We start from the raw sequence: 13,248 nt of genomic DNA, 5'->3' as shown, positions 1-13,248 counted from the left end.
GCGAACCGCCAGGTGGCCGATCTCGTGGACTTTTGCTCAATGCTGGGGACGCGAGGCGTCCACCGGACTAGTCCAGCTCAGGGTCGCAGGACGACCTGCCGCGACGTGGAGGCCGCGGTCCGGGCGTTCCCGCCGAAGTGGGCGCGCAGCTTCTTCCGGGCTCCCGGCAGCCGCGCGAGCCGCTTCGCGCTGATCGCGAGCGTGACCTTGGCCGTCGTGGCCGCCCCGGCCCGGAGGCGCCCGCTCGCGAGCACCACGCGGCCCGCGCGCACCTGCACGAGGCCGGTCGTCGACCCCCCGGCGGCCATCCGGACCGTGATGCGGAGCCGCACCTTCCGCCCCTTCCCCTGCACCCGCAGCCGGACCGTCGAGGCGGCGAGCGGGGGCGTCGGGACGGCGGTGGGCGCGGCGGTGGGCACGGCGGTGGGAGCCGAGGAGGTCGGCGAGGGCGACGGCGTACCGACGGGTGTCGGCGTGCCGGCAGGCGTCGGCGGGGCGACCGTCGGGGCGACCGTCGGGGTGGGCTGGGGCGTCGGGCTGGGCAGGTCCGTGGGGCTGGGTTCCTCCGTCGGCGTGGGCCCGGTCGTCGGCACCCCGTCGAGGAGCGTCCCGAGGTCGACGTCGCCGGCCACGGTGAGGCTGTTGTCGCCGGTCGGCTCCTCCGGGATCTCGGTGCCACCCCCGAGGTGGTGGACGCGGTCCCCGGGGCCGGTGAAGGAGAGGGAGACGACTGCCCCGCGCGGCAGCCGCACCCGGAAGGTGCCGTCGGCCGCGCTGGTGACCGGGGTCAAGAGCGGCGAGAACCAGAGGCCGTCCCAGAGCAGGACGTCGACCGCGACACCCGCGAGGCCGCGACCGGCGGCGTCGACCAGGCGTCCCGAGGCGTACGGCGGTGCCGCGAGCGTGCGGTCGCGCGTCACGTCGGCGGGGGCGTCCTCGTCGAAGGAGAAGACGCCGGGGCTGCCCGGTCCCGCGGGCGGTGCGCCGCCCGCGAGCCAGCCCGGCTCGGCGACCGCCGCGGTGGCGGCGCTCCCCGTGGTCTCGAACCAGAGCGTGTAGTGCCCGCTCCCCACGAAGGGGATCGAGTAGGCGCCGGCGCTGCGGCTGGGCGCGGCGGTGACCGGGACGAACCCGTCGAGCGAGGCGTCCCAGCGCCAGAGCTGGACGTCCACGCCCGGCAGGGGGGCGCCGTCCGGTCCCCGGACCGTGCCGTGCACCGACGGCGCGCGCCGCAGCTCGAGCGGCGCGGCGGTCCGGTCGGTGTCGGACTCCAGGGGCGTCCCCGCGAGCGGGTCGCTGCCGCCGCCGAGCACGCCGTCGCGGTGCCCGGCGGCGTACGCGGCGACGGTGTACCACCGGCCGGCCTGCTGCGGCAGGCCGGCGAGCTCGTAGCGACCCGCGGCGTCGGTGACGGCCGAGGCGACCGGGTCGGCACCGGTGAACCGGCCGGGCGACCCCTCCAGCCGGAGGAGCTCCACGTCGGCCCCCGCCAGCGGGTCGCCCCCCGAGCTGCGGACGACGCCGTCGAAGGTCACCGTGGCGCGCGCGGCGAGCGTCACGGTGCCGAGCTCGGTGGTGCCGCGCTCGGTCACGGTGACGTCGAGGGTCCGGGTCACGAAGGCGGCGTCGTCCTCGGCGAAGGTCAGCCGCCACGGGCCGGGCGGGAGCTGCAACCAGAACTGGCCGTCGGCCTCGGTGGCGGCGGTGCGCCGCTGGGCGCCGGAGGTGGCGGCGAACCCGAGCCGGAGCGGGGCGCCCCCGGTGTCGACCAGGGTGCCGGTCACGACCCCCCAGTCGGGGCCCGGGTCGTCGGCCCGGGCCGACGGCGGGGCGACGAGCAGCGCCAGCGGGAGGGCCAGGGCCAGGAGGACCAGGACGAGGTGGGGACGCGACTCCGAGCTCACCGGCGCAACGTAGGTGACCGGGACGGTCCCGGAGCGGGATCGGGGGCGCATACCCCCTATATCGGGGACGCCGCGGGGAGGCGGCGGGGTCCGCGCGAGGGGCGGCGTGGCCGGGGCGGTCCCGGGGTCGCGCTACCGTGTCGGCCGTGAGCCCCGTCTGGGGCCCCTCGAGCAAGGAAGCATGAGAAGTGGCGCACAAGCTGGTCATCGTGGAGTCCCCGACCAAGGCCCAGAAGATCGGGGGGTTCCTCGGCAAGGGCTACGTGGTCGAGTCCTCCATCGGCCACATCCGCGACCTGCCCCAGAGCGCCGCCGAGATCCCCGCCAAGATCAAGGACAAGCCGTGGGGCCGCTTCGGCGTCGACGTGGAGAACGGCTTCGAGCCCTACTACGTCGTCCCCCGCGACAAGAAGAGCCACATCTCCAAGCTCAAGCAGCTGCTCAAGGACGCCGACGAGCTCTTCCTCGCCACCGATGAGGACCGCGAGGGCGAGGCGATCGCCTGGCACCTCCTCGACGAGCTGAAGCCCAAGGGCATCCCGGTGCGCCGGATGGTCTTCCACGAGATCACCAAGCCGGCGATCCTCGCCGCCGCGGAGAACCCCCGCGAGATCGACATGGACCTCGTGGAGGCCCAGGAGGCCCGCCGGATCCTCGACCGGCTCTACGGCTACGAGGTCTCCCCGGTGCTGTGGAAGAAGGTCATGTCCGGTCTCTCGGCCGGCCGGGTCCAGTCGGTCGCGACCCGGCTGGTGGTCGACCGCGAGCGCGAGCGGATGAAGTTCCGCCTCGCCTCCTACTGGGACCTCGAGGCCACCTTCGACGGCGGCGCCGACGCCGACCCGCGGATGTTCCCGGCCAAGCTCCACTCCGTCGACGGCAAGCGGGTCGCCCGGGGCTCCGACTTCACCCAGGCCGGCGAGCTCAAGGCCCCCGACGCGGTGGTCCACCTCGACCGGCGCGGCGCCGAGGCCCTGGCCGAGGCGCTCCACGACACCTCCTACGAGGTGCGCTCGGTGGAGTCGAAGCCCTACAAGCGCTCGCCGTACGCCCCCTTCCGGACCACCACGCTCCAGCAGGAGGCCGGCCGCAAGCTCGGGATGAGCGCCTCGGTGGCGATGTCGGTCGCCCAGCGCCTCTACGAGAACGGCTTCATCACCTACATGCGTACCGACTCCACCACGCTCTCGAGCGCGGCGGTGGGAGCGGCCCGCGACCAGGTCCGCGAGCTGTACGGCGCGGAGTACCTGCCCGACGCACCCCGGACCTACGCGTCGAAGGTCAAGAACGCGCAGGAGGCCCACGAGGCGATCCGGCCCGCGGGCGACACCTTCCGCACGCCGGCCCAGACGGGCCTCAAGGGCGACCAGTTCCGGCTCTACGAGCTGATCTGGATGCGCACCGTCGCGTCGCAGATGAAGGACGCCGTCGGCCAGTCCGTCTCGGTCCGGCTCGCCGGGCGGGCCGCCGACGGGCGCGACGTCGTCTTCGGCGCCTCCGGCCGGGTCATCACCTTCCACGGCTTCCTCAAGGCCTACGTCGAGGGCCTCGACGACAGCTCCAAGCAGCGCGACGACCAGGAGACCCGCCTCCCCGAGCTCGTCGAGGGCGCGGCGGTGAGCGCCGCGTCGGTGACCCCGGCCGGCCACGAGACGAAGCCCCCGTCGCGCTACACCGAGGCGACTCTGATCAAGGAGCTCGAGGACCGTGAGATCGGGCGCCCCTCGACCTACGCCTCGATCATCGGCACGATCCAGAACCGCGGCTACGTCTACAAGAAGGGCACGGCCCTCGTGCCGGCGTGGATCGCCTTCTCGGTGGTCCGGCTGATGGAGGAGCACTTCCCGCGGCAGATCTCCTACGAGTTCACCGCCGAGATGGAGGACCGCCTCGACGAGATCGCCGGCGGCCGCCGCGACCGGGTCACCGAGCTCGGCGAGTTCTACTACGGCTCCGACGACGTCACCGGGATCCACCCGCTCGTCACCGGGCTGGGCGAGATCGACGCCCGCGAGCTCGCGACCTTCCCGGTCGGCGGCGACGACTCCGGGATCCACCTGCGGGTGGGGCGGTACGGGCCCTACATCGAGGGCCCGGGCGACGACGGGGCGCCGGCCGGCAAGCGGGCCAACGTGCCCGACGACCTGCCGCCCGACGAGCTCACCCTCGAGAAGGCCAAGGAGCTGCTGGCCAACCCGGCCGGCGAGGAGACCGAGCTGGGGGTGCACCCCGAGACCGGGCTCGTCGTGGTGGCGAAGAACGGCCGCTACGGCCCCTACGTCACCGAGGTGCTGCCCGAGGACGCTCCCAAGAACGCCAAGCCGCGCACCGGCTCCCTCTTCAAGTCGATGACCCTCGACACGGTCACCCTCGACCAGGCGGTCCAGCTGCTCTCGCTGCCGCGGGTCGTCGGCGTCGACGCCGAGGGCGTCGAGATCACGGCGCAGAACGGCCGCTACGGGCCCTACCTGAAGAAGGGCACCGACTCCCGCACGATCGACGCGGAGGAGAAGCTGCTCACCATCACCCTGGACGAGGCGCTGGCGATCTACGCGCAGCCCAAGGCCAGGGGTCGGGGGGCCGCGACGGCCCCGCTCAAGGAGCTCGGCAACGACCCGGTCTCCGGGCAGCCGGTCGTGGTCAAGGCCGGACGCTTCGGCGAGTACGTGACCGACGGCGAGTACAACGCCACGCTGCGCAAGGACGACACCGTCGAGGCGATCACCCTCGAGCGGGCGGCCGAGCTGCTGGAGGAGCGGCGCGCCAAGGGGCCCGCGAAGAAGGGCGCCAAGAAGGCCGCGAAGAAGACGGCGAAGAAGGCCCCGGCCAAGAAGGCGGCCGCGAAGAAGACCGCCGCCAAGAAGACGACCGCCAAGAAGGCGACCGCCAAGAAGGCGTGAGCCCGCGCCCCGGCGTCAGCGCCGGGGCGCCTTCACCGGCCGGACCTTCCGCGCCCCGGCGTGCGCGGCCGGGTCGGCGGGGAGCAGGGTGACCACGAGGCGGGCCCGGTTCCCGCTGCGGCGGACCGCCCGGGGATCGACCCAGCCGAGCGGCACCCGCGTCGTGCGTCCGGGGACCACCTGCGCCGTGCGCCGCAGCGTCCGCCCCCGGAGTCGGAGGACGACCTCGACCCGCCCCACGGAGGCGCCCACCCGCACCGAGGAGCGCCCGCGGCGGGTGGTCAGCCGGCTGACCGTGACGCGGCTGGCCGTCTTGGCGACCGCGCCCGGCGTCGCGGTGGGGGTGGGTCCCGCCGACGGGGCGGGCCTCCTCGTCGGCGAGGGCTCCGCCGTCGGGGTGGGCTTCGCCGTCGGGGTGGGCTCCGGCGTCGGGGTGGGCTCCGGGACCCACCCGCCGACGACCCGCTTGCGACCGTCGTCGCCCTTGTGGACCGTGAACTCGTCGAGCACGGACCCGACGGCGAGGGGCCGCGCCGGCACGGTGTAGGCGCCGGGGGCGACCTCGGCGACGTAGGAGCGGAAGACCAGGGCGTCCCGGGAGACGGTGACGACCGCGAAGGTCGTGACCCGGGCCCCCTTCAGCACCTGGGTGGCGCCGTTGGCCGCCCAGACACTGCCCCGGTCGGCCTCCAGGTGGTAGTGGCGGGCGCCGGAGTTGCTGACGACGTAGACCGGGCCGTCGGTGACCCCCGGCTCGCTGGTGCGGTCCACGTCGAGGAACCCGCGGGAGTAGACGTGGTCGTGGCCCATCTGCACCAGGTCGACGTCGTGGCGCTGCAGCACCGGCAGCCAGTGGCGGCGCAGCACGGGCTCGTCGCGCCCCTGGCTGGCCGAGAGGACGGGCTGGTGGAAGGTGACGACCTTCCACTTCGAGGGCGACCGTCCGAGGACGTGGTCGAGCCAGGCGGCCTGGTACTCGATCCACACCTCGTCGGCCCGGGCGGACGGGCAGCCCTGGCCCTCGCACTCCGGCAGGGCGGCAGGGGTCAGGAAGACGGGGTCCCGGGTGGCGTTGACGGTGACGAACCGGACGCCCTGGTAGTTGACGTGGTAGACGGTCTCGCGGGCCAGGCGCGACCAGTGGTCGAAGTACGCGCGGTACTGGCGGGCCACCGGGTCGTCGCCGACCGCCCGCCGGGCGAGCGTGCCGATGGTGGCGTCGGTCGGCTGGTTGGCCGGGTACTCGACGTGCGCCTTCCAGGCCTGGAGCAGGCGGTCGCCGGAGTGCTCGTGGTTGCCCGGCGCGGCCAGCACGTTGGTGGTCGCGGCCGAGCGGCGCATCCCGCGGAACCACGAGGCCCACTGGCCGTCGTCGTTGCCCGCCTCGACGAGGTCGCCGGCGTGCACGGAGCCCACCGAGGCGGGCGCGGTCCGCTCGGCCATCCGGACCACGGCGGGCCAGGTGCTGTCGAGGCCCATCTGGGCGTCGCCGTAGTAGACGTACTGGAAGTCGGTCCGCGTCGGGTCGGCCGTCGTGAAGGCGTGCCAGGCGCTCCAGCCCGTCGCCGCGTCGCCCACGCGGTAGCGGTACGCCGTCCCGGGTCGCAGGCCGGTGAGGGCGGCGGAGAAGTGCGGCGCGGGCTGCCGGGGAGCCCGGCCCGCCAGCGTGGCCGCCACGGTGCGGACCTCGCCGCCGGCCACGGGGACCACCTCCACCGCCCCGCGGGACTGCGTGGGCTCCTCGGCCAGCCACGTCACGTGCTGGGACGTGGACGGGTCGGCGGTGGGGGTGAGCACCACCCGCCGCGGGCCGGGCGGGTCGGGCTCGACGACCGGGGCGAGCGCCAGCCGGTCCAGCGACCACCAGACGTCGGTGCTCTCGGGCTTGCCCTGGTGGAGCCGGACCGCGAGGGTGTTGGTCCCCTCCTGCAGCGCCGAGGCGGGGATCCGGAAGGCCACGTTGCCGCCGACCCCGTCGTCGTACGCGAGGTTGGGGGTGCCGGGCTCGACGAGGTAGCGGACCACCTCGCGCCCGTTGACCAGGACGAGCGCGGCGTCGTCGACGTACCCCTCGCCGACCAGGTCGCGCCCCGCCGCGAGGAGGTCGGGGGTGACCTCGAAGGTGGTGCGGAAGAAGTAGCTGCGCACGGGCTGGGCGGCGCCCGGCGCGCGGATCGGGAGCGGGGTGCGGGCCACCATCCCGGTGGCGAACTCGGCCGTCTCGCTGCCGTCGCTGCGCACCCGTCCGCCGAAGCCGCCCTGCCCGGAGGACCACGCCCGGTCGTCGAAGCCCGGAGCGGCCCAGGCGAGCGGGTCGTCGGGGGCGCCCGGGTCGGTGTCGTCGGCGAGGTAGCGCCACGTCGTCCGGGCGGTCACCAGCGCGTCGGGCTCGGCCGTGCCGGCCACCGCCGCCGGAGCCGCGACCCCGGGCAGCAGCCCGACGCCCGTCACCAGGCCCACCACCAGCGCGACGATGCGCATGACTCCCCCTGCTTCCCCCGAGACGCTCGTGACCCGCGTCGGCGCACAGTCAAGCGCACTCCGTCGACACCCCGGCGCAGATCTCGGCCGCCGACCCCTTGCCCCGGGGCGCGGGTCGGGCGCACATTGGGGGGAGGAGGAATGCCATGAGCAGCAGCCAGGTCCCCGACAGCTTCCCGGTCCTCTCCCGCGGCCGGCACCGGACACCGCGCTCGGGCGCCTGCTTCATGGAGATGGCGTCCTACCTCGCGGGCGAGCGGTGGAGCGACCACCCCCAGTGCACCGACCCGCTCCTGGCCGAGCTGGCGCGCCTGGTCAACGACAACACCAGCGACGCCGACCGCTCCGACCTGGTCGTGCTGGTGCCGTCGGTGGTCGGGCTGCGCGGGAGCGGGCTGCGCACCGAGGTGGAGATCGCCGCCGCGGTCGCGGCGTACGCCCTGCCCCGGTCGCCGCGCTCGGCGCAGCGCGCGCTGGCGGCCGGACTGCTCTCGGTCCAGCGGGTCCTCGACGACCTCGGCGACCCCGCGCCGGGGCGCGGCACCACCCGTGCCGACGTCGAGGCGGTGCTGGAGCGGTTCCCCGGCGAGGCCGCCTGGGCGAGGCGGTTCAGCGCCGGGCGCCCGGTCTCCGGGAAGGCCTTCCACCGGCGCGTCGCGCCGACGGTCGTGCGCGCCGCCGTCCGCGGGATCCGGGCCGCCCACCCCGACAGCGACCCCCGTCTGCGGGGCCTTCTCGAGGCCGGGATCGCGGCCGCCCGCCGCACGCAGCCGGTCGAGACGCCGGCCCGGCAGCGGCTCGAGACGGGATCCTGAGCGGCGTCCGCTCACTTTCTGCAGAACTTCTCCTGCACAAAGTCGCACGTGCGGAGGCCTTCCGGGATGTCGGATCCCCGGCTTAGTGTCCTCTCGACGCAGGGGAGCGCCGGTATCGCAGGGGTCCGGTCGCCCTGCCTCTCGGGAAAGGAACGATCGTGCGAACCACGACTGCCGGGCTCTGCCTGGCGCTGATGGCGGGTGGCGGCCTCCTGGCCCTGCCCGCGACGGCCGCACCGCCGGCCGACCCCTCCGGCAGCACGGGCGAACCCCGGGCCACCTCCCTCCCCTCCCACGTCCTCCCCAACGAGGACGCCGAGAAGCAGGAGGCGCTGCGCCAGCAGGCGTGGGCCGACGTGCTCAGCGGCGAGCGGAAGCCGCGGACCGTCAACGGCAACCAGGTCCTCAAGATGGGCCGCGAGGTCGCGACCGAGCGGGCCAACCCGCGCAGCGCCGCGGCGGCCCCCGTCCAGGACCAGTACGTCGAGCTCTCCAACGAGCGCACCGACAAGGTGTTCGTGCTGCTCGTGGAGTTCGGCGACCAGCGTCACCCGAGCTTCCCCGACCAGGACACCAACGAGGCCACCCCCGGCCCCGCTCGCTTCGACGGCCCCCGGTTCAACGAGATCCCGGAGCCCGGCCGCGACGACAACTCCACCCAGTGGCGCAAGAAGTACACGAAGAAGTACTACAAGGACCTCTACTTCGGTGAGGGCGAGGGCGTCGAGTCGCTCAAGACCTACTACGAGCGCCAGTCCTCGGGCCGCTACAGCGTCGAGGGCATGGTCACCGACATCACGAGCGTGCCGTTCAACCAGGCCCGCTACGGCCGCAGCGGCGGCTACCCGTGCGGCTCGCAGGTCTGCAGCAACAACTGGGCCCTGATCTCCGACGCGATGACGCAGTGGGTCGCCGACCAGAAGGCGGCCGGCAAGACCGACGCCCAGATCGCCCGCGTCGTGTCGCGCTACGACATCCGCGACCGCTACGACTTCGACGGCGACGGCAACTTCGACGAGCCCGACGGCTACATCGACCGCTTCCAGATCATCCACGCCGGCGGCGACGAGGCCGACGGCGACCCGATCTACGGCGAGGACGCCATCTGGAGCCACCGCTGGAAGGCGTTCCAGAACCTCGACGGCACCGCCGGTCCCGAGGGCAACCTCGACGGCGGCGCGCAGATCGGCACCACCGGCGTCTGGGTGGCCGACTACACCATCCAGCCGGAGAACGGCGGGCTCTCCGTCGTCGCCCACGAGTACGGCCACGACCTCGGCCTGCCCGACCACTACGACACCGCCGCCTCGGGCGACAACCCGGTGAGCTGGTGGACCCTCATGGCGCAGAGTCGGGTCTCGGCCAAGGGCGACCAGGGCATCGGCACCCGTGCCGCCGACCTGGGCGTCTGGGACAAGCTGCAGCTGGGCTGGCTCGACTACGAGACGGTGGTCGCGGGCCAGGACCGCACCATCGACCTCGGCCCCCACGAGTACAACTCCGACAAGGCCCAGGGCGTCGCGGTCGTGCTCCCCGACAAGGAGAACGTCACCACGCTGCCCACCCCCGCCGAGGGGAGCAAGCAGTGGTGGAGCGGTGAGGGCAACAACTACGAGTCCTCCATGGCGCGGGCCGACCTCGCGGTCCCCGCGGGCGGTGCCGAGCTGTCGCTGAAGACGGCCTACAACATCGAGGAGGACTACGACTTCGCCTGGTTCGAGGTCGAGGCGCCCGCCGGCAGCGGGACCTGGACGGCCCTCCCGACGCCGTTCGACACCGACGCCGAGCTCGACGAGGACGACGTCGCCATCGACGGGGTCAGCGAGGGCTACCAGCAGGTGACCTACGACCTCTCGGAGTACGCCGGCCAGACCATCGGCTTCCGGGCCCGCTACCAGACCGACGGCGCCGTGCAGGGCCAGGACCCCGACCTCGAGTGGACCGGGCTCTTCGTGGACGACATCTTGGTCACCGCGGGTGGCGAGGTCGTCCTCGCCGACGGGGCCGAGACCTCGCCGAACGGCTGGACGCTGGACGGCTTCTCCTCGGTCGCCGCGTCGATCACGGCGTACACCGACCGGTTCTACCTCGCGAGCAACCGGGCCTACGTCTCCTACGACAAGTACCTCCAGACCGGGCCGTACAACTTCAGCTTCCCGGACCGGCCGAACTTCGTGGAGAAGTTCCCGTACCAGAACGGCCTCCTGGTCAACTACTGGGACGCCTCGTACGGCGACAACAACACCAGCCAGCACCCCGGTGAGGGCCTGGTGCTCCCGGTCGACGCCAACCCGAACGTCGACTTCAACCTGCAGGGCCAGCCGTGGCGTGGCCGGATCCAGACGTACGACGCCCCCTTCGGGCTCGAGCGCTCCGACTCCTTCACCCTCACCGCCGGTGGCCGCAAGAGCCTCGTGCGGGGCGAGGCGGCCCAGCCGGTCTTCGACGACAGCGACCCCAACCGCTACTTCCAGCCCTACGTGGACGGCGGACTGCCCCGCGTCGGGGTGAAGGTTGCCGGGGTCGGCGTCAAGATCGAGGTGCTGCAGCAGAGCGGCACGTCGATGAAGATCCGGGTCCGCTGACCGGGGACGACGCACAGCACGACGGCGAGGGCCGGGAGCGACGCTCCCGGCCCTCGTCGCGTCCCGTGCCGTCAGCTCGTGACGTCCAGCCGGCTCACCGCGACCACCGACCCGTCGCCGCAGCGCTGCGACGGCGCGGGGACGGCGAGGTGGGGGGCGCCGACCGCCGTGACCCGGTCGCCGGGCGCGAGCTCCGTGACGCCCTCGCCGACGAGGGTCCAGGGGATCTCGTTGTCGTCCCGGACCACCGCGCACCCCCGGTCGGGGTCGACCTCCACCACCTCGCCCACGACGCGGATCCGCTGGAGCGCCTCGGTCGGCGGCGTGCCGGTCGTGTCGCCGGGGCTGGAGCTCGGGCTGGGGCTGGGGGTGGGGGTGGGGGTGGGCGAGACGCTCGTGGTCTCCCGCCCGACGTCGGGCGCGTCCCCCGGCTCCTCCTCCCCGCAACCCGCGAGCGCGGCAGCGAGCAGCAGGGGGAGCAGCGGGAGCAGGGCGGCACGACGAGAGCTCATGCAGGTGGGACGTACCGGGAGCCCGGCCGGCTCCCGACCGGGCCCGGTCGGCCTCACCGCCGCGCGGTGCCCAGGAAGCCGTAGGTCCACGGTCGCATCGCCCGGGGCCCGGGCACGAGGTGGCCGGTCTCGACCGGTCCGAGCGTGAGGCCGGCGTCCGCGACGAGCGCCGGGACGTCGCGGGTCAGGTGGCAGCCGCCGAAGACCCGCCGCTGCACGGGCTCCAGCCGGCGCTGCCGGCGCGCCACGACCGGGTCGGGGGAGAGCCCGTGCTCGAGGAAGGCCAGGACGCCGCCCGGTCGCAGCACCCGGTGGGCCTCGGCGAGGGCCCGCGCGGGGTCCGGGACGGTGCAGAGCGAGAAGGTGACGAGCGCGGCGTCGTACGTCGCGTCGGGGGCCGCGAGCGCCTGGCCGTCGAGCCCCACGCGGGCCACCGGCACGGCCGCCGCGCCCCGGCGCCCCGCGGAGCGGGCCCACCCGACGTCGGAGGGCTCGACCGCGTCGACGGCCTCCACGTCACCCGGCAGGTGCGGGAGGTTGAGCCCGGAGCCGAAGCCGATCTCGAGCACCCGACCGGCCAGCGGCGCGCAGGCGCGGGCCCGCAGCGCCGCGACCTCGGCGTTCGAGAGCGCGGAGTCGGTCAGCCTCGGCACGACGTGGTCCGTCCACCACCCCATCCCGGCACGCTAGCCTCCGGCCCGGGGGATGGGAACGGTGCACGACAACTTTCCCGGCGCCCGGTGCGTCTCCCTCCGCGAAAGCCGACACCGAGGAACCCAGGAGTCCCGCATGCGCACGACACCCCCCACCGCCGCCGCCCTCGCGACCCTGACCGGCCTGCTGGTCGCGGCCCTGCCGCTCACGGGTGCTGCCGCCGGACAGGCGGAGGTCCCCACCTGCGACGGCAAGGTGGCGACGATCGTCGCCGACCCCGCGACCCCCCACGGGGAGTGGGTGCACGGCACGCCCGGCGACGACGTGATCGTCGGCAGCGACGGGTTCGACAACATCGACGGCGGCGAGGGGGACGACACGATCTGCGGGCTCGACAGCGCCGACACGATCGTCGGCGGGCCCGGCGACGACCGTCTCTTCGGGGGTGGCGACACCTACGTGGCCGACGACGACTACTGGGGCGACGTGGTGCAGCCCGGCCCGGGTGACGACTTCGTCGATCTCGGCCCCCACCTGGGGCCCGACGACATCTACTTCGCCGACGGCGTCTACGGCGACAAGGTCTCCTACGCCGACGCCCCGGGCCCGGTCCGCGTCGACCTCGGCGCGGGGGTGGCCACCGGGCACGGGACCGACACCTTCGCCGCGTCGGTGCCGGACACGTTCGCCGGCATCGTCGGCTCGCCGTACGACGACGTCCTGGTCGGCGGTGCGGCCGACGACACGATCCACGGCGGCGGCGGCTCCGACGTGATCGACGGCGGTCCGGGCAACGACGAGCTCGACGGGGACGCCGTCACCAACCTCCACCACCGGCGCAGCCGGGTCCACGCCCCGGACGCGGTGTCGGGCGGCGAGGGCGCGGACCTCCTGTACGGCGGCGACGGCGACGAGCTGCGCGGCGGCGCCCGGAACGACGACTTCTTCCTGTCGGACGGCGGCGAGGCCCGCGGCGGGGCGGGCGACGACGACGTGCACGTGACCCTGCGACGCTCGGAGCTGACGACCGGGCGTCGCGCCTTCGTCGGCGGCCCCGGCTGGGACGGGCTGGAGCTCCGGGTGGCCTTCGGCCGGCCGGGCGGTCCGCTCGACCTGCGGCTCGACGTCCCCCGTCGCGCGGTCCGGGTGGCGGGCCGCCGCTGGGCGTCGCTGCGCGGCACCGAGGAGCTCGCGGTCTCGGGCACCGTGCGCCGGGGGCGGGTCGCCTTCCGCGGCGGCCCGCGCAAGGAGGTCTTCCGGGAGGAGCTGAGGGGCGCCGCCGTGGTGCGGGTCGCGGGCGGCGGCGGCCGCGACCGCTGCGGCCTGGACTGGAAGAAGCCCCGACCGTGCTGAGGCGCGGTGAGCGCCCGGGCGGGGGCGTCGGCGCCCACCCGTAG

Annotated in this window: 8 protein-coding genes; 4 read left to right on the top strand and 4 right to left on the bottom strand. The window is 74.4% G+C overall.

Annotated elements, in window-relative coordinates; genetic code table 11:
- Positions 1-77: 77 nt before the first annotated feature.
- Positions 78-1,904 carry a carboxypeptidase-like regulatory domain-containing protein gene (locus DNK53_RS01690; protein ID WP_110180572.1) on the bottom strand — a complete coding sequence of 609 codons (1,827 nt, stop codon included), beginning with the start codon at positions 1,902-1,904 and terminating at the stop codon, positions 78-80.
- Between the two features lie 188 nt (positions 1,905-2,092).
- Between DNK53_RS01690 and topA the strand changes: the two genes are divergently transcribed.
- Positions 2,093-4,804: a type I DNA topoisomerase gene (gene topA, locus DNK53_RS01685; protein ID WP_110180571.1), complete on the top strand. Its 2,712-nt coding sequence runs from the start codon at positions 2,093-2,095 to the stop codon at positions 4,802-4,804.
- Between the two features lie 15 nt (positions 4,805-4,819).
- On the opposite strand, the gene DNK53_RS18275 is transcribed toward topA, so the two are convergent.
- Positions 4,820-7,285 carry a purple acid phosphatase family protein gene (locus tag DNK53_RS18275; protein ID WP_110180570.1) on the bottom strand — a complete coding sequence of 822 codons (2,466 nt, stop codon included), beginning with the start codon at positions 7,283-7,285 and terminating at the stop codon, positions 4,820-4,822.
- A 146-nt stretch (positions 7,286-7,431) separates the two neighbouring features.
- Here DNK53_RS18275 and DNK53_RS01675 point away from each other — a divergent pair, with 146 nt between their 5' ends.
- A complete protein-coding gene (locus tag DNK53_RS01675; RefSeq protein ID WP_110180569.1) occupies positions 7,432-8,100 on the top strand; it encodes a hypothetical protein in 669 nt (222 codons plus the stop codon).
- A 158-nt stretch (positions 8,101-8,258) separates the two neighbouring features.
- Positions 8,259-10,685 (top strand): immune inhibitor A domain-containing protein, encoded by a 2,427-nt coding sequence (locus DNK53_RS01670; protein ID WP_239456315.1) that lies wholly within the window; start codon positions 8,259-8,261, stop codon positions 10,683-10,685.
- Positions 10,686-10,756: 71 nt separating this feature from the next.
- Here DNK53_RS01670 and DNK53_RS01665 read toward each other — a convergent pair whose 3' ends face one another.
- Both DNK53_RS01665 and DNK53_RS01660 read right to left on the bottom strand, forming a co-directional pair.
- Positions 10,757-11,197 carry a hypothetical protein gene (locus DNK53_RS01665; protein ID WP_110180567.1) on the bottom strand — a complete coding sequence of 147 codons (441 nt, stop codon included), beginning with the start codon at positions 11,195-11,197 and terminating at the stop codon, positions 10,757-10,759.
- A 53-nt stretch (positions 11,198-11,250) separates the two neighbouring features.
- Complete coding sequence (locus DNK53_RS01660) at positions 11,251-11,874, bottom strand: class I SAM-dependent methyltransferase (RefSeq protein WP_110180566.1); 624 nt, start codon at positions 11,872-11,874, stop codon at positions 11,251-11,253.
- A 112-nt stretch (positions 11,875-11,986) separates the two neighbouring features.
- On the opposite strand from DNK53_RS01660, the gene DNK53_RS01655 reads away from it, so the two are divergent.
- Positions 11,987-13,204 carry a calcium-binding protein gene (locus DNK53_RS01655; RefSeq protein WP_110180565.1) on the top strand — a complete coding sequence of 406 codons (1,218 nt, stop codon included), beginning with the start codon at positions 11,987-11,989 and terminating at the stop codon, positions 13,202-13,204.
- The last annotated feature ends 44 nt before the right edge of the window (positions 13,205-13,248 follow it).

The organism is Nocardioides solisilvae, assembly GCF_003194625.1.
Lineage (GTDB): Bacteria > Actinomycetota > Actinomycetes > Propionibacteriales > Nocardioidaceae > Nocardioides > Nocardioides solisilvae.
This window is presented reverse-complemented; position numbering and strand designations above follow the sequence as displayed.

What these genes read in the sequence shown, in the direction of transcription:
- DNK53_RS18275 (WP_110180570.1), bottom strand. Translation starts at nt 7,285, where the DNA reads ATGCGCATCGTCGCGCTGGTGGTGGGCCTGGTGACGGGCGTCGGGCTG.
- DNK53_RS01675 (WP_110180569.1), top strand. Translation starts at nt 7,432, where the DNA reads ATGAGCAGCAGCCAGGTCCCCGACAGCTTCCCGGTCCTCTCCCGCGGC.
- DNK53_RS01665 (WP_110180567.1), bottom strand. Translation starts at nt 11,197, where the DNA reads ATGAGCTCTCGTCGTGCCGCCCTGCTCCCGCTGCTCCCCCTGCTGCTC.
- DNK53_RS01660 (WP_110180566.1), bottom strand. Translation starts at nt 11,874, where the DNA reads ATGGGGTGGTGGACGGACCACGTCGTGCCGAGGCTGACCGACTCCGCG.
- DNK53_RS01655 (WP_110180565.1), top strand. Translation starts at nt 11,987, where the DNA reads ATGCGCACGACACCCCCCACCGCCGCCGCCCTCGCGACCCTGACCGGC.